Origin of the sequence: Pseudomonas sp. p50(2008), from assembly GCF_015351605.1 — a bacterium.
Lineage (GTDB): Bacteria > Pseudomonadota > Gammaproteobacteria > Pseudomonadales > Pseudomonadaceae > Aquipseudomonas.
The window spans coordinates 246030-262806 of record NZ_JACMYF010000005.1; the positions used below are offsets into that span (position 1 = coordinate 246030).

The window sequence follows — 16777 nt, forward strand, 5'->3', positions numbered from 1 at the left end:
AGAAACTTCGCGGGCCACGGGTAGGGGCAGACCCCTTCCCGTAATCGATACAGCCTCAGTTGTCGTAACCCAGGTTCGGCGCCAGCCACCGCTCGGTCACACTCAACTCCTGACCCTTGCGCGACGTGTAGCTCTGCACCTGATCCTTGTCGATCTTGCCCACGGCGAAGTACTGCGCCTGCGGGTGAGCGAAGTACCAGCCACTGACCGCTGCCGCCGGGAACATCGCGTAATGCTCGGTGAGGAACACACCGCTGCGCCCGGCCTGCATTTCGCTAGCTTCGGGATCGAGCAGGGTAAACAGCGTGCCTTTCTCGGTGTGATCGGGGCAGGCCGGGTAGCCCGGAGCAGGGCGAATGCCGGTGTATTGCTCTTTGATCAATGCCTCGTTGTCGAGCGTTTCGTCCTTGGCGTAACCCCAATAGTCCTTACGCACCTGCTGGTGCAGCCACTCGGCGCAGGCCTCGGCCAAGCGGTCGGCCAGGGCCTTGACCATGATCGAGTTGTAATCGTCGCCGGCGTCCTGATACGCCTTCGCGACTTCCTCGGCGCCGATGCCGGCGGTGGTGATGAAACCGCCGACGTAGTCGGTGATTTCGCTGTCCTTCGGCGCCACAAAATCGGCCAGGGAAAAGTTCGGCTTGCCGTCGGTCTTGATGATCTGCTGACGCAGGTGATGCAGCTTGGCGATGGGCTTGCCGTCATCACCATAGACTTCAATGTCGTCGTCACGCACCTGATTGGCCGGCCAGAAACCGAACACCGCGCGGGCACTGATGAGCTTCTCGTCGATCAGTTTGGCAAGCATTTCCCGGGCATCGGCGTACAGCGACGTAGCGGCTTCACCGACCACTTCATCGGTGAGGATGCGCGGGAACTTGCCGGCCAGGTCCCAGGAGATGAAAAACGGCGTCCAGTCGATGTATTCGGCGAGGACTTTCAGGTCGATGTTGTCCAGCACCTTGGCGCCGGTGAACGTTGGCTTGACCGGGGTGTAGGTGCTCCAGTCGAACTGCGGTTTCTTGGCGATGGCGGCCGGGTAGCTCAAGCGTTCGGTGCGCGCGCTGCGGTTGGCCGTACGCTCGCGAACCTCGACGTATTCCAGGCGGGTTTTCTCGACAAATGCCGGTTTCAATTCCTTGGACAGCAACTGCGTCGCCACGCCCACCGCGCGGGAAGCGTCGGTCACGTAGATCACCGCATCGTTGCTGTACTTGGGTTCGATCTTCACCGCCGTGTGCGCCTTGGAAGTGGTCGCGCCTCCGATCATCAGCGGCAGGTGGAAATCCTGGCGCTGCATCTCGCGGGCCACGTGGACCATTTCATCCAGCGAAGGCGTGATCAGGCCGGACAGGCCGATGATGTCGCACTTCTGCTCCTTGGCCACTTGCAGGATTTTCTCCGCTGGCACCATCACGCCGAGGTCGACGATGTCGTAGCCGTTGCAACCCAACACCACGCCGACGATGTTCTTGCCGATGTCGTGCACGTCACCCTTGACCGTGGCCATCAGGATCTTGCCCTTGGCTTCGGGTTTGTCGCCTTTTTCCAGTTCGATGAACGGGATCAAGTGGGCTACGGCCTGCTTCATCACCCGGGCGGATTTCACCACTTGCGGGAGGAACATTTTGCCGGCGCCGAACAGGTCGCCAACGATGTTCATGCCGGACATCAACGGGCCTTCGATCACTTCGATCGGGCGGGCAAACGACTGGCGCGACTCTTCGGTGTCTTCAACGATGTGCGTGGTGATGCCTTTGACCAGGGCATGCTCCAGACGCTTGTTGACCGGCCAGCCACGCCATTCTTCGGTCTCGGCTTCCTTGACGCTGCCGTCGCCCTTGTACTTGTCGGCGATGGCGAGGAGGGCGTCGGTGCCTTCCGGGGTGCGGTTCAGTACCACGTCTTCCACGGCGTCACGCAGCTCGGCCGGGATCTGGTCGTAGATCTCCAGCTGGCCGGCGTTGACGATGCCCATGGTCAGGCCGTTGCGGATTGCGTACAGCAGGAACACCGAGTGAATCGCTTCGCGCACCGGATTGTTGCCCCGGAACGAGAACGACACGTTGGACACGCCGCCGGACGTCAGCGCATACGGCAGCTCGTCGCGGATGTAGGCGCAGGCATTGATGAAGTCCACGGCATAGTTGTTGTGTTCTTCGATGCCGGTGGCGACGGCGAAAATGTTCGGGTCGAAGATGATGTCTTCCGGCGGGAAACCCACTTCGTTGACCAGAATGTCGTAGGAGCGTTTGCAGATTTCTTTTTTGCGCGCTTCAGTGTCGGCCTGGCCGGCTTCGTCGAACGCCATCACCACCACGGCGGCGCCGTAGCGCTTGCACAGTTTGGCGTGGTGAATGAACTGCTCGACGCCTTCTTTCATGCTGATCGAGTTGACGATGCCCTTGCCCTGAATGCACTTCAGGCCGGCTTCGATCACTTCCCATTTCGAGGAGTCGATCATGATCGGCACGCGGGAGATGTCCGGTTCACCGGCAATCAGATTGAGGAAGGTCACCATGGCCTTCTTCGAATCGAGCATCCCTTCGTCCATGTTGATGTCGATGATCTGCGCACCGGCTTCAACCTGTTGCAGGGCAACTTCCAGGGCTTCGGTGTAGTTGTCTTCGCGGATCAGGCGGGCAAATTTGGCGGAACCGGTGATGTTGGTCCGCTCGCCGACGTTCACGAACAGCGAACTGCGATCGATGGTGAAAGGTTCCAGGCCCGAGAGGCGGCAGGCCTTGGGAATGTCCGGAATCTCGCGCGGCGCGTAACCGGCAACCGCCTTGGCGATGGCTTCAATGTGGCCCGGCGTGGTGCCGCAGCAACCGCCGACGATGTTCAGGAAGCCGCTTTGCGCGAACTCCTCGATGACTTTGGCGGTTTGCGACGGTAATTCGTCGTACTCACCGAATTCGTTCGGCAGACCGGCGTTCGGGTGCGCCGATACGTGAGTGCCGGCCTTGTTCGACAGTTCTTCCAGGTACGGACGCAGCTCGCTGGCACCCAGGGCGCAGTTCAGGCCGACCGAGATCGGCTTGGCGTGGGCCACGGAGTTCCAGAACGCTTCGGTGGTCTGGCCGGACAGGGTGCGGCCAGAGGCGTCGGTGATGGTGCCGGAAATCATGATTGGCAGTTCGAAGCCCAGTTCTTCGAACACTCCCTGTACGGCGAAGATCGCCGCTTTGGCGTTGAGGGTGTCGAAAATGGTTTCGATCAGAATCAGGTCGGAGCCGCCTTCGATCAGGCCTTTGGCGGCCTCGGTGTAGTTTTCCACCAGCTCATCGAAGGTCACGTTGCGATAGCCGGGGTTGTTCACGTCAGGCGACAGCGAGCAGGTGCGGCTGGTAGGCCCGATCACACCAGCTACAAAGCGCGGCTTGTCCGGGGTTTCCAGGGTCTTGGCGTCGGCGACCTTGCGGGCCAGGCGCGCACCTTCTACGTTTAACTCGTACGCCAGGCCTTGCATGCCGTAGTCGGCCAGGGAAACCTGGGTGGCGTTGAAAGTGTTGGTTTCAAGAATGTCGGCGCCGGCATCCAGGTAAGCCTTTTCAATAGAGCCGATCACGTCCGGACGGGTCAGCACCAGCAGGTCGTTGTTGCCTTTGACGTCGCTCGGCCAGTCGGCGAATCGTTTGCCACGGTAATCCTGCTCCTCGAGCTTGTAGCTCTGGATCATCGTGCCCATGCCGCCGTCGAGAATCAGGATGCGCTCTTTGAGGGCGTGCTTGAGAGCTTGAAGGCGAACACTACGATCGGACATGTGGACTACTCGGAAAGACCATTACGAAGGGCCGGGATCATAGCAAACCTGTGCGCTTTTAGAGCATGCCGTGGATTTGCATGAATATCGCTCATGTTGGTGGTGGGCGCAGCCCGGTAGAATCGCGACGTTTTTCATGATCGGGACCAGGGACATGTCGTATCGCGTCGCCATCAGCATGATTGTGCTGTGTTTAAGCTGGGGCGCCGGGGCGCAAGGTCCAGTCATTGCTCCTGCATCATCCCCGGCCATTTCCTACAGTCGGGACATACAACCGATCTTCACTGAAAAGTGTGTGGCCTGCCACGCCTGCAATGACGCCGCTTGTCAGCTCAACCTGGGCAGCGGCGAGGGCGCAGCACGGGGCGCGTCAAAGGCCCCGGTATACGATGGCGAACGCAGAAGCGCAGCCGCGCCGACCCGACTGTTTTATGACGCCTTTGGTCAACACGCCTGGCAGCAGAAGGGTTTCTATCCGGTACTCGACGGCAAGGCCAGCCAGGCGTCGTTGATGGCGAGGATGCTGGAGCTGGGCCACAACACCCCATTGCAGCCCAATGCCAGGTTGCCGCAAGACATCGTGCTCGGCATGAACCGACAAAACATGTGTGCCATGCCGTCCGAATTCGCTGGTTACGCCAGCGTTCATCCGAAAGAGGGGATGCCGCTGGCTGTCACGGGCCTGACTGACCAGCAATACCAGACCCTGCAACGCTGGCTGGCCTCCGGCGCGCCAATCGATGAGCAAGGCCTGGTGCCGTCGGCGCAGGAAGCGTTACAGGTGGTGCAATGGGAGAACCTGCTCAATGCGCCCGGTGCGCGGGAAAGCCTGGTGGGGCGGTGGTTGTTCGAGCACTGGTTTCTGGCGCACGTTTACTTCAAGGACGGTGAACCGGGGCATTTCTTCCAGTGGGTGCGCTCGCGTACGCCTACCGGACAGCCCATTGACCTGATCCAGACACGCCGTCCCAATGACGATCCAGGGACTCAGGTGTATTACCGCCTGTGGCCTGTGCAGGGCGTCATTGTGCAAAAAACCCACATCACCTACCCGTTGAGTGCGGCGAAGATGGCGCGGGTCAAAAGCCTTTTCTACAGCGGTGACTGGCAGGTCACCGCATTGCCGGGTTACGGGCCGAAACGTCGAGCCAATCCGTTCTCCACTTTCGAAGCGATTCCGGCGCAGGCGCGCTATCAGTTCATGCTCGATAACGCTGAATACTTTGTGCGCACGTTCATTCGTGGGCCGGTTTGTCGTGGCCAGATCGCCACCGACGTGATTCGCGATAACTTTTGGGCATTGTTCCAGGCCCCCGAACACGACCTCTACATCACTGACCCGAATTATCGCGGCCAGGCCACGCCTTTACTGGCAATGCCGGGGCAGAACGATGACGTCGGCAGCGTGTTGACCCTGTGGCATGACTACCGCAACAAGCGTAACGAGTACGAGGCGTTGCGCCGTGACAGCTACGCCGATGCGCCGGCGCCGAGTTGGTCGACCTTGTGGGCCGGAAACGACAATGCATTGCTGAGTATCTTCCGGCATTTCGACAGCGCTTCGGTGAACAAGGGCCTGATCGGCGAAGTGCCTCAGACGATGTGGCTGTTCGACTTCCCGTTGCTGGAGCGCACCTATTATCAGCTGGCGGTTAACTTTGACGTATTCGGCAATGTCAGCCATCAGGCGCAGACGCGGCTGTATTTCGACTTGATTCGTAACGGTGCGGAGCAGAACTTCCTGCGCTTGATGCCGGCCGATTCCCGGGAGGGTTACCTGGATGACTGGTATCAGAACGGCGGCAAAATCAAGATGTGGCTGGATTACGAGTCCATCGACAATGACAAAGACACCGCGCTGAAGCTTGACGCAAAAGACCCCAAGCGCGATTTTTCCATGCAGTTGCTGGCCCGGTACGGCGACCTCAATGCCAGCCCCGATCCGATCAATCGCTGCGACGGTGCGTATTGCTCGCGCCCGAACATCGATCCTGATTTACAGAATGCCGAACAGGCCTTGAGTAACCTGACGTCCCGTCCGGCGGCGGGGTTGAGGGTGATCGATCAATTGCCGGAGGCGACGATGCTGCGTATCGAAACCGCGAGTGGCAAACGTGCGGTTTACAGCCTGCTGCGCAACCGGGCGCACAGCAATGTGGCGTTTCTGCTGGGGGAATCGCTGCGCTATCAGCCGGGGCTCGATACGCTGACTATCTACCCGGGCGTGCTCAGCAGCTATCCGAATTTCATGTTCAACATTCCCGCCGATCAGGTGCCGGCGTTCGTTGCCGCCATGGAAAACGCCAAGGACGCCAATCGCTTCGAGAAAATCGTCGAGCGTTGGGGGATTCGTCGCAGCCATCCGCAGTTCTGGTTCTACTTCCACGATATGAGCCGCTACGTACATGAAACCGACCCGTTGGAGGAGGGCGTGCTGGATATGAATCGATACGAGAATCTTTGATCGACCTTTGAGCGGTGGCGGGTGTCCGATCTATCAAGCACCGCTGATCCCTGCAGGAGCAAGCTTTGCTCCTGCAACAGGGAGGTAGTGGATTTTTAGATCGGAGGGCCATCAATGTTGATTTCAGTGCAGGCATTGCGTGCACTCGCGGCCTGGGCGGTGGTCGGCCACCATTTCATGCAGATTTTCTTCGACTTCCAGGCCCGCGGCCCGGTGGGGCAGTTTTTCATCGACAAGGGCGCCGTGGGCGTGGATGTGTTTTTCGTTATCAGTGGTCTGGTGATTTTTCTGTCCACCGAGGGCAAATCGCTACCGCCAGGTCGATTCCTGCTGTATCGGCTGTTTCGCATTGTTCCGGCGTACTGGCTATACACGGTGCTCATGGCACTGGTGGTGGTGTTCGCGCAGCCTGTGTTGCCGGATCAGACGGTCGACTGGTCGCACTTCCTGCTGTCGCTGTTGTTCATTCCTATCGAAAACCCCGGCGGCTACGGGATTTATCCGACGCTGAATGTCGGCTGGACGCTGAACTTCGAAATGCTCTTTTACGTGGTGTTTGCCTGGGCGTTGTTGTTTCGCTTGCAAGTCAGGTTGGTGATCGTTGCGGCGCTGCTGTTTGCGGTGTGCCAGGCGTGGACGGGGTATGGCTGGATCAGTGAGTTCTATCGTTCAGACATCGTCTATGAGTTTTTGCTGGGGATCGCCATCGGCATGATCTACCGTCGTGGCTGGATCAAACCCGGCTTGTGGTTGCCGCTGTTAAGTATTGGGGGCGCATTGCTGGCGATCTATCACCTGGCACCGCAACCCCGATTGTTGACCTGGGGCCTGCCCAGCGCGGTGCTGGTGATGGCGAGCATGTCGCTGGAACGGTACTTCGAACACAATCGGGTGCTGAAACTGTTGGGCGATTGTTCCTACTCGGTGTACCTGATGCACGTGCTGGTGCTGTCCGCCGGTGGTTTCGTCGCGCAACGTTATGGCGTGAATCCTTATGTGATGTTTGCCGTGTGCGTGCTGGCCATCGGCGTGGGTTCATGGGCCAGTTACGAATGGGTGGAAAAACGCAGCTATCGGTGGCTTAAAGCCCGAGTTGATGACTCGACAGCCACAGAGACGGCCCCGACGCTTTCCCGACAAAAATACTAGGACTTTGTGCGGCGCGTTGATTGGCGTAAACTGCGCCCAAGCCTGCGAGGAGTTTCCATGACCGCTATTACCATCACCGACGCCGCACACGATTACCTGGCCGATCTGCTGTCCAAGCAGAACACCCCGGGTATCGGCATCCGCGTCTTTATCACCCAGCCTGGCACCCAGTACGCCGAAACCTGCATTGCTTACTGCAAGCCGGGCGAAGAAAAGCCTGAAGACACCGCTCTGGGGCTGAAAAGCTTCACGGCCTACATCGATTCGTTCAGCGAAGCCTTCCTGGATGATGCGGTTGTCGACTACGCCACCGACCGTATGGGCGGCCAGCTGACCATCAAGGCGCCAAACGCCAAAGTACTAATGGTTAACGCCGACAGCCCGATCAACGAGCGGATCAACTATTACCTGCAGACCGAGATCAACCCGGGGCTTGCCAGCCACGGCGGTCAGGTCAGCCTGATAGACGTGGTTGACGACGGTATCGCCGTTCTCAAGTTCGGCGGCGGCTGCCAGGGCTGTGGCCAGGCGGATGTCACCCTGCGTGAAGGCATCGAGCGCACCTTGCTCGAGCGCGTTCCCGAGCTCAAGGGTGTGCGGGACGTTACCGACCACACGCAGAAAGAAAACGCCTACTACTAAGGCGTTCGCTGCGAAATGAAAAAACGGCACCCGTGAGTGCCGTTTTTTTATGGGTGTGGTGAGGGGATTTATCCCCGTTCGGCGGCGATGCCGTCGCTAAACCTGCCGGAGATGTACTTCTGAAGAAACGATAGGGGCCGCTTCGCAGCCCAACGGGGATAAATCCCCTCGCCACAATGTTTCAGGGTCTGCCACTAGTTTGTGCCTGGCTCAGGGTCTGCCACTAGTTTGTGCCTGGCTCAGGGTCTGCCACTAGTTTGTGCCTGGCTCAGGGTCTGCTACTAGTTTGTGCCTGGTTCAGGGTCTGCCACTAGTTTGTGCCTGGCTCGGGGTCTGCTACTAGTTTGTGCCTGGTTCAGGGTCTGCCACTAGTTTGTGCCTGGCTCAGGGTCTGCTACTAGTTTGTGCCTGGTTCAGGGTCTGCCACTAGTTTGTGCCTGGCTCAGGGTTAGCCACTAGTTTGTGCCTGGCTCAGGGTCTGCCACTAGTTTGTGCCTGGATCAGGGTTAGCCACTAGCTTGTGCCTGGTTCAGGGTTAGCCACTACTTTGTGCCTGGCTCAGGGTTAGCCACTGAGTTGTGCCCGGTTCAGGGCCTGTAGAGATGCGCATGCCCCGCACGGTATAGCGATGACTCGCTGAACTGATCACTCCCCAGCACCCGACCCACCAGAATCAATGCCGTACGCCTGAACCCCTTCGTCTCAACCTTCCCGGCAATGTCCTCAATCGTCCCCACCACCCAATCCTGATCCGGCCATGTCGCGCGATGGATCACCGCGATCGGGCAGTCGGCGCCGTAATGGGGAAGCAATTCGGCGAGGATTTTTTCAAGGTGATTGACCCCCAAATGGATCGCCATGGTCGCCTTGTGCTGCGCCAGGCTGGCGAGTTCTTCGCCAGCGGGCATCACGGTCTTGTCGGCATAACGGGTCAGAATCACGCTTTGGGAGATATCCGGCAGCGTCAGTTCGGCTCCCAACAGCGCTGCGCAAGCCGCCGTTGCGGTCACGCCGGGAATGATTTCAAACGGGATGTCGAGCTCACGCAAGTAGCGGATCTGTTCGCCAATCGCGCCGTACAGGCTCGGATCACCGGAATGCACCCGCGCCACATCCTTGCCTTCGCTGTGGGCGGTTTTGATCAATTCAATGATCTGTTCCAGATGCAGTTCGGCGCTGTTCACCACCGTTTCGGCGTGATGCCCCTCCAAGACTGCAGCGGGCACCAGAGATCCTGCATAGATGATTACCGGGCAGCTGCGAATCAGCCGCTGGCCTTTGACGGTGATCAGTTCCGGGTCGCCGGGGCCTGCGCCAATGAAGAAGACGGTCATCGTCGTATCCTGTGAAAAAAGGGGCGAGGCACACCTTCAGATGAAGATTGCTCATGATCGGGGTGGGGATTATCGAAGATTTTAAGCGGCACACGCCAATGCGAGGGTCGCCTGAGCGTATTTTTGTCGCGAAATCAGCAGCTTTGCCGGTGCGTCAGCCAGCTGTTCGGCGAGGGCCAGGGCGGCGCTTTCGGCGATGCCATAGCAACCCGTGCGCTCAAAGGCGATGTCTGAATGATGGCTGAGCTGCCCGTGATAACCCGCCAACTGCTCACTGCTGAAGTACACGATCGGTAGCTCCAGCTGTTTGGCGAGTGCGATCAGGCCCGGTTCATCACGTTTCAGGTCGATGCTGGCAAGTGCCTTGATCTGGTGAAATTCAATCTGATGAGCCTGCAGAGCCTGATCGAGCAGCGCCCGCAACGTGCTGACAGGGCAGCCGCGTTGGCAGCCCAGGCCGACCACGAGTGTCTGCGCTGTGCTGGCATGGGTCATGCGCGGTATTGGCCTTCACCTTTGCGGCGGAACAACCAGGCGCTGATCAGGCCCAGGGCCAGCCAGAACGCGACGTTGGTCAACTGCGAAGCGATTTTGAATTGAGCTTCCAGCGCTTCCGGGGCGAGCATCGAGTGCACTTCCGGTTGCGGTGCGCCGATCACGTGGGGAACGGCCAGGATCGCCACGCCCAGGACTTTCATCAGCCAGTGACGGCTGAACACGATCAATGCGATACCGACGGCGGTAGAGGCGGCGGCGCCGATCCACCAGATCTGGCGTTGCGCCAGGTCGGCAGCGGCAGTGCCGGGCAATTCAGGCGGCAGGCCCAGGGTTGGCGCGAGCACGAACGTGGCGTAACCGGCCAGGCCCCACAGCAAGCCTTGCGCGGTGCTATTGGGCGCACGCAGAGTGTAGAGGCCAGCGAGCATCAAGGCGAAACCAACCGCTACAACCAGGTTGCCACCGGTGGTGGACAGCACGCGCTGCCAGCCGTCTTGCGGCTCCCAGGCTTCGGCATCGTGGGCATGAGCGGCCATGGCGGTGCCGGTATGCTCATGGATTTCTACCGCGGCAGGCTCTGATTTTTCGTAGGTCTCGGCCTGCATAATCAGCGGAGCTACCCAGAAGCTCTGCAGCAGGGTCAGCAGCAGGGCGGCCAGCAGCCCGGTGAAACCTGCGGTTTGCGCAATACGCTTGATCATGTCGGCAGGTCTCAATGGCACGGGAATGCGGAGCTGTGACGGGTATCGTGGGCGGCGTTGTGCACCGCTTCGATGTGGGAGAACCCGGCAAAGTACACAAGGCATGCGCCCAGGATCGACGCACACAAGGCGGCGGTCAGGCGTTGAGTCAGGGTCGTTGTGCTGCTGGCGGTGTTGCTGCCGGTGGTGCTGATGGTCGACATGGCGCTTCCCTCTGGTCTGTCAGCGGGTGAATAGAGCGCATGGAAGATCCCTGCGAATCGGGCACGCAGAGATGCAACAGCGCCCGCCCACCGCGGGTTTGTTATTCAGTGAAGGTGAAAATCACTGTGTGTTGCGGGCCGGTCTCCGGGCTCACGAGGGGCTGGGGCTTCGCCTCAACCTGCAAGAATCACCTTCCCATGCCGAACTGCTGGCACAGTGGATTCGATTCTTCACTCGCTTACCGTTGCGGGGGCAGCACCGGACTGACATGGCCTTGAGTAAAGCACATGATTCACCGGTTTCCCGTTTCACCCTGTGAAGGGCACCCGTAACAAGGCGTGTAGGAGAGCATGGGCGGGGGTTTGGCGTCAATTGGCAAGGGTTCTCAACTCGGTATCGAATGAGAGGGGTTTACCTGTGGCGAGGGGATTTATCCCCGTTGGGTCGCGAAGCGGCCCCCAGCATTCTTTCAGGTATTCAACGCAGGCAGGTTTGGCGACGGCTTCGCCGCCGAACGGGGATAAATCCCCTCGCCACAGGGGCCGTGTTGCCTCACGAACATTGACCGGCCCCAAGACCATGCGTAGCCTTGCGCTTTCGAGGTTCTTCGGTATTTACCGAAGCTAAGAAGGGAACGCGGTTCAAGCCGCGGCTGCCCCCGCAACTGTGAACGGTGATGTTCGCTGCCACGCCACTGCAAACCGTGTCCAACGGGTTCGCGGGAAGGCGCAGCGAATGCCAGGCGAAACCGCCAGGCACGCCGTCAGCCAGGAGACCTGCCTCGAAACAGATTCTCACTACAACCGGGCGGGGTGATCCGGTGGCGAACTCTTCCGCGCGCGCACCTGTCGCAGCGATTGTCGTCCCGCATGCCCGCCACCTTGCCAAAGGGCATCCGATGAAAACACTGGCCAAACTCCCCGTCACCATCGTTACCGGCTTCCTCGGCTCGGGCAAGACCACCTTGCTGCGGCACATGCTCGACAACGCTCAGGGCCGGCGCATCGCCGTCATCGTCAACGAGTTTGGCGAGCTGGGCATCGACGGTGAAATTCTCAAGCAGTGCGCCATCGGCTGCACCGAAGAAGAAGCCAACGGCCGCGTCTATGAGCTGGCCAACGGTTGCCTGTGCTGCACCGTCCAGGAAGAATTTTTCCCGGTCATGCGCGAATTGGTTGCCCGTCGTGGTGACCTCGACCACATCCTTATTGAAACCTCCGGCCTGGCACTGCCCAAGCCATTGGTGCAAGCCTTCCAGTGGCCGGAAATCCGCAGCGCCTGCACCGTTGACGCGGTGATTACCGTGGTCGACAGCCCGGCCGTGGCGGCTGGCACCTTTGCCGCTTTCCCGGACCAGGTCGATGCCCAGCGCAAACTCGACCCGAACCTGGATCACGAGTCGCCGCTGCACGAATTGTTCGCCGACCAACTGGCCAGCGCCGACCTGGTGATCCTCAACAAGGCAGACCTGATCAGCCCTGAAGACCTGGCCCGTGTGCGCCTCGAAGTCGCCGAAGAACTGCCGCCCGCAGTCAAGGTCATCGAAGCCAGCAGCGGCCGCGTTCCGCTGGATGTGCTGATCGGCCTAGGCGCCGGTTCCGAAGAACACATCGACAGCCGCCACAGCCACCACGATCACCACCATGATGGTGAAGACGACCACGATCACGACGCTTTCGACTCTATTTCCATTGAACTGCCGCAAGCCGACGAAAGCCTGCTGATGGACGCGTTGACCCAACTGGTGGTCAAGCACGGCATTTTGCGAGTCAAAGGTTTCGCGGCGATTCCGAACAAGCCGATGCGTCTGCTGATTCAGGGCGTGGGCACGCGTTTCGACAAGCACTTCGACCGTCAGTGGGGCGCTGACGAAGCGCGCACCACGCGTCTGGTGTTGATCGGCCAGGCGTTGGACGCTGCTCAACTTGAAGCGCAGTTGCGCGCTGCGCTCAGCGTTTAACCCATGCACCTGCTCAGGACTCAGCCCGGCGGATTCGTCTCGGATGACAACATTGCCGACCTTGGACAAACCCCCGCCGAGCTGGTGATCCTGTGCAGCGGTGACTCCAGCCTGGCGTTGCTCGCCGAAGCGGCGCAGCAGCTGCCCGACGATTACCCGAGCGTACGCCTGGCCAACCCGATGCAGGTGCAGAATCACGCTTCGGTCGACCTGTATGTCGACGAAGTGCTGCGCCATGCCAAGGTGATCCTGATCTCGCTGCACGGCGGCATCGGCTACTGGCGTTATGGCGTCGAGCGGCTGGTGCAGTTGTCCGAGCAAGGGGTGCAGCTGATCCTGGTGCCCGGCGATGATCGCCCCGACCCGGAACTCAGCGACCTGAGCACAGTGGTTGCCGGCGACCGTGACCGGCTCTGGCAGTTTTTGCGTCAGGGCGGTCTGGGCAATGCGCTGGATTTTTTCCACTGCCTGGCCAATCGCTGGCTGGGGCGCGATTACGCCTGGTCCGAGCCGCAAACCCTGCCGCGCACGGCCATCTACCACCCTCATAAAAGCCCCGCCGATCTGAAGGACTGGCAAGCCGATTGGCAAGCCGATCAGCCGGTCGCCGCCGTGCTGTTTTACCGCTCGCATTTACAGGCGGCGAACACCGCGTTTATCGATGTGTTCTGCCAGCGCTTGCAGGCAGCGGGGTTAAACCCGTTGCCGATTGCGCTGGCCAGTTTGAAAGAGCCCGGCTGCCTGACGGCGGTCGAGGATTGGCTGGATGAGGTCGACGCCGGGGTGATTCTCAACACCACCGGTTTCGCCCAGTCCAGCCCTGAAGCACCGCATTTGCGACCGTTTCGCCGCAACATCCCGGTCATTCAGGCGATCTGTGCTCAAGACAACGAGCCGGGTTGGCGTGCCAGTGAACAGGGACTCGGCCCTAGGGATCTGGCGATGCACATTGCGCTGCCGGAACTCGACGGGCGAATCATCAGCCGGCCGATCAGCTTCAAGGACCTGGCCTGGCGCAGCGAACGCAGTCAATCGGACGTGGTGTGTTACCGGGCGCAACCCGAACGCATGGATTTCGTCGCCGAACTGGCGCGGCGCTGGATCGATCTGGCGCGGGTGCCGAACGGCGAAAAACGCATCGCGCTGATTCTGGCCAACTACCCGACCCGGGACGGACGCATCGGCAACGGCGTCGGTCTTGATACACCGGCCGCTGCACTGAACATCCTGCGCGCGTTGCACACAGAAGGTTATCCGTTGCCTGCCGAACTGCCGGACAGCGGCACTGCGCTGATCCAGCAACTGCTTGGCGGCGTCAGCAACGACCTTGACACGATCGACCAGCGTCCGTGCCAGCAAAGCCTGGGGCTGGATGATTATTGGCTGATGTTCAACGCATTGCCCGAGGCCAACCGAGAAGCTGTCCTGGAACGTTGGGGGGCGCCGCAAAACGACCCGATGTTCCGCAGCGGCCGAATGATGATCGCCGGCCTGCGTTTCGGCCTGACGTTCGTCGGTATTCAACCGGCGCGGGGCTATCAGGTTGATCCCAGCGCGGTCTATCACGACCCCGACCTGGTGCCGCCGCACGGTTACCTGGCGTTCTATTTCTGGTTGCGCAACACCTATGGCGCTCATGGGGTTATTCACGTCGGCAAGCATGGCAACCTCGAATGGCTGCCGGGCAAGGGCGTCGGGCTGTCGGAAAACTGCTGGCCGGACGCACTGCTCGGGCCGCTGCCGAACATCTATCCGTTCATTGTCAACGACCCGGGCGAGGGGGCTCAGGCCAAGCGGCGCACTCAAGCGGTGATCATCGATCATTTGATGCCGCCGCTGACCCGCGCCGAAACCTACGGGCCGCTGCGCAACCTCGAATTGCTCGCCGACGAGTATTACGAAGCGCAGTTGCTGGACCCACGCCGGGCGCGGGAGCTGCAGCGCGACATCCTGCAACTGGTGCGCGATACCCACATCGACCGTGAACTGCAACTGGACGAAAAGCTCAACAGCGATGCCGATGCGGCGATCTGGTTGCCGCGGCTGGACACGTATTTGTGCGACTTGAAGGAATCGCAGATCCGCGACGGCCTGCACATCTTCGGCGAGTCGCCGACCGGGCGGTTGCGCATCGACACCTTGCTTGCATTGCTGCGCATACCCCGTGGCGATGGACGAGGTGCGCAATCGAGTCTGCTGCGGGCGCTGGCCAAGGCGTTTGGCTTGGGTTTCGATCCATTGGATTGTGTGCTCGCCGAGCCGTGGATCGGGCCACGTCCGCCTGAGCTGCAAGCCCTCACCGAGGAAGTCTGGCGCACGGCAGGCGATACCCGCGAACGCCTGGAACTGTTTGCAGCAGAGCTGATCTCGCAGACTCTGAATACCGAAGGCGACGCTGAACTCTGCGGGAGCGAGCTTTTGTGGCGAGGGGATTTATCCCCGTTGGATCGCGAAGCGGCCCCAGAAAATGGGACTGCTGCGCAGTCCAACGGGGCGGTGCGACGTTTCGATAAATCCCCTCGCCACAAAAGCGCGTTCCCACAGACTCCCGGCTGGGCTGAAGTAAACGCAATCCTCGATACTCTGCGCGAAGTGGTCGCGCCCCGACTGGATGCCTGCGGCCCCGCAGAAATGCGCGGCTTACTCGACGCCTTGAGCGGCCGCTTCGTTCCGGCAGGCCCCAGCGGCGCGCCAAGTCGAGGTCGTCTGGACGTACTGCCGACCGGGCGCAATTTCTATTCGGTGGATGTGCGCAACCTGCCGACCACCACCGCGTGGCGTATAGGTTTCCAGTCGGCAAACCTGATTCTCGAGCGCCACCGGCAAGACCACGGCGACCATTTGCGTCAGCTTGGCCTGTCGGTCTGGGGCACCGCGACCATGCGTACCGGGGGCGATGACATCGCGCAGGCGATGGCATTGATGGGGGTACGGCCGGTGTGGGCCACGGGCAGCCAGCGAGTCGACGACTTCGAGATTCTACCGCTCAGTCTGCTGGACCGTCCGCGCGTGGACGTGACCTTGCGGGTCTCGGGCTTCTTCCGCGACGCCTTCGCCAACCTGATTCGCCTGTTCGACGCCGCCGTGCAAGCAGTGGCCGCGCTGGACGAACCGGACGACCTTAATCCGCTGGCGGCCAAGGTGCGCGCCGAGCGCGAAGCGTTGCTGCAATCGGGGCTGGACGAAGAGGCTGCTCGACGTCAGGCCGGCTGGCGCATCTTTGGTGCCAAACCCGGTGCTTATGGCGCGGGCGTGCAGGGCGCCATCGACGGTCGCTTGTGGCAAAGCCGCGAGGACCTGGCCGAGGTTTATCTGAATTGGGGCGGCTACGCTTACGGTGGCTCCGACGAGGGCACTGTCGCCCGAGACCAATTCGCCCAGCGCTTGAGCCAGGTGCAGGCAGTGCTGCAGAACCAGGACAACCGCGAGCACGACCTGCTCGATTCCAACGACTATTACCAATTCCAGGGTGGCATGCTGGCGGCCGTCGAGAGCCTCAGCGGTGAATCGGCCGCCAGCTACCACGGCGATCACAGCCAGCCGGACTTGCCGAAGATTCGAACGCTCAAAGAGGAACTGAACCGGGTGATTCGCTCGCGGGCGGCTAATCCGAAGTGGATCGACGGCGTGAAGCGCCATGGCTACAAAGGCGCGTTTGAACTGGCTGCGACGGTGGACAACCTGTTCGCCTTCGACGCCACCACGCAGCTGATCGATGACCATCAGTATGCGTTGCTGGCCGACGCCTATCTGCTCGACCCGAGCACCCGGGATTTTGTTCGTGAGCATAATCCTCATGCGCTACGGGATATGACCGAGCGGATGCTGGAGGCGCAGCAGCGGGGGATGTGGAAGGAACCGGGGGAGTATCGCGAAGCGCTGGAGAGTTTGTTGCTGGATATAGAAGAAGACAGTTAGAACACTAAGGCCCCTGTGGGAGCGGGCTTGCCCGCGAAGGCGTCCTTCGAGTCAATATCAATGCTGAATTTGATGGCCCCATCGCGGGCAAGCCCGCTCCCACAGGAACCGACGCACCTGTGAGATATATTGATCAATGCC

10 protein-coding genes and 2 riboswitches are annotated in these 16777 nt (G+C 60.5%); of the genes, 5 read left to right on the forward strand and 5 right to left on the reverse strand.

What is annotated here, in order from left to right:
- Window positions 1-55: 55 nt before the first annotated feature.
- Window positions 56-3766: a methionine synthase gene (gene metH / locus H7698_RS15865; protein WP_194692034.1), complete on the reverse strand. Its 3711-nt coding sequence runs from the start codon at window positions 3764-3766 to the stop codon at window positions 56-58.
- 154 nt (window positions 3767-3920) lie between these two features.
- Between metH and H7698_RS15870 the strand changes: the two genes are divergently transcribed.
- The 3 genes from H7698_RS15870 (at window position 3921) to nfuA (ending at window position 8021) form a co-directional block, all read left to right on the forward strand.
- On the forward strand, window positions 3921-6230 hold the full coding sequence (locus H7698_RS15870) for a fatty acid cis/trans isomerase (protein ID WP_194692035.1): 2310 nt from the start codon (window positions 3921-3923) through the stop codon (window positions 6228-6230).
- 114 nt (window positions 6231-6344) lie between these two features.
- Window positions 6345-7379: an acyltransferase family protein gene (locus tag H7698_RS15875; RefSeq protein ID WP_194692036.1), complete on the forward strand. Its 1035-nt coding sequence runs from the start codon at window positions 6345-6347 to the stop codon at window positions 7377-7379.
- Between the two features lie 57 nt (window positions 7380-7436).
- Complete coding sequence (nfuA, locus tag H7698_RS15880) at window positions 7437-8021, forward strand: Fe-S biogenesis protein NfuA (protein WP_194692037.1); 585 nt, start codon at window positions 7437-7439, stop codon at window positions 8019-8021.
- Window positions 8022-8608: 587 nt separating this feature from the next.
- On the opposite strand, the gene cobM is transcribed toward nfuA, so the two are convergent.
- The 4 genes from cobM to H7698_RS15900 all read right to left on the reverse strand — a co-directional run bounded on the left by cobM (window position 8609) and on the right by H7698_RS15900 (window position 10757).
- Window positions 8609-9355: a precorrin-4 C(11)-methyltransferase gene (gene cobM, locus H7698_RS15885; RefSeq protein ID WP_194692038.1), complete on the reverse strand. Its 747-nt coding sequence runs from the start codon at window positions 9353-9355 to the stop codon at window positions 8609-8611.
- An 81-nt stretch (window positions 9356-9436) separates the two neighbouring features.
- Window positions 9437-9850, reverse strand: a complete 414-nt coding sequence (locus H7698_RS15890; RefSeq protein ID WP_194692039.1) for a cobalamin biosynthesis protein — start codon at window positions 9848-9850, stop codon at window positions 9437-9439.
- Window positions 9847-10554: a CbtA family protein gene (locus tag H7698_RS15895; protein ID WP_194692040.1), complete on the reverse strand. Its 708-nt coding sequence runs from the start codon at window positions 10552-10554 to the stop codon at window positions 9847-9849. Before H7698_RS15895 ends, H7698_RS15890 begins: the two co-directional genes overlap by 4 nt.
- 11 nt (window positions 10555-10565) lie before the next feature.
- Complete coding sequence (locus tag H7698_RS15900) at window positions 10566-10757, reverse strand: CbtB domain-containing protein (RefSeq protein WP_162439333.1); 192 nt, start codon at window positions 10755-10757, stop codon at window positions 10566-10568.
- Window positions 10758-10876: 119 nt separating this feature from the next.
- Window positions 10877-11103: riboswitch (cobalamin riboswitch) on the reverse strand.
- A 238-nt stretch (window positions 11104-11341) separates the two neighbouring features.
- A riboswitch (cobalamin riboswitch) is annotated at window positions 11342-11556 on the forward strand.
- A 100-nt stretch (window positions 11557-11656) separates the two neighbouring features.
- On the opposite strand from H7698_RS15900, the gene cobW reads away from it, so the two are divergent.
- Both cobW and cobN read left to right on the forward strand, forming a co-directional pair.
- Window positions 11657-12718 (forward strand): cobalamin biosynthesis protein CobW, encoded by a 1062-nt coding sequence (gene cobW / locus H7698_RS15905; protein ID WP_194692041.1) that lies wholly within the window; start codon window positions 11657-11659, stop codon window positions 12716-12718.
- Window positions 12719-12721: 3 nt separating this feature from the next.
- Entirely contained in the window at window positions 12722-16636 is a 3915-nt protein-coding gene (gene cobN / locus H7698_RS15910; RefSeq protein ID WP_194692042.1) for a cobaltochelatase subunit CobN, read from the forward strand.
- Window positions 16637-16777: the final 141 nt, after the last annotated feature.

Excerpts from the sequence above, each read along its gene's own strand:
- metH (WP_194692034.1), bottom strand. The coding sequence starts at position 3,766 with ATGTCCGATCGTAGTGTTCGCCTTCAAGCTCTCAAGCACGCCCTCAAA.
- H7698_RS15870 (WP_194692035.1), top strand. The coding sequence starts at position 3,921 with ATGTCGTATCGCGTCGCCATCAGCATGATTGTGCTGTGTTTAAGCTGG.
- H7698_RS15875 (WP_194692036.1), top strand. The coding sequence starts at position 6,345 with ATGTTGATTTCAGTGCAGGCATTGCGTGCACTCGCGGCCTGGGCGGTG.
- nfuA (WP_194692037.1), top strand. The coding sequence starts at position 7,437 with ATGACCGCTATTACCATCACCGACGCCGCACACGATTACCTGGCCGAT.
- cobM (WP_194692038.1), bottom strand. The coding sequence starts at position 9,355 with ATGACCGTCTTCTTCATTGGCGCAGGCCCCGGCGACCCGGAACTGATC.
- H7698_RS15890 (WP_194692039.1), bottom strand. The coding sequence starts at position 9,850 with ATGACCCATGCCAGCACAGCGCAGACACTCGTGGTCGGCCTGGGCTGC.
- H7698_RS15895 (WP_194692040.1), bottom strand. The coding sequence starts at position 10,554 with ATGATCAAGCGTATTGCGCAAACCGCAGGTTTCACCGGGCTGCTGGCC.
- H7698_RS15900 (WP_162439333.1), bottom strand. The coding sequence starts at position 10,757 with ATGTCGACCATCAGCACCACCGGCAGCAACACCGCCAGCAGCACAACG.
- cobW (WP_194692041.1), top strand. The coding sequence starts at position 11,657 with ATGAAAACACTGGCCAAACTCCCCGTCACCATCGTTACCGGCTTCCTC.
- cobN (WP_194692042.1), top strand. The coding sequence starts at position 12,722 with ATGCACCTGCTCAGGACTCAGCCCGGCGGATTCGTCTCGGATGACAAC.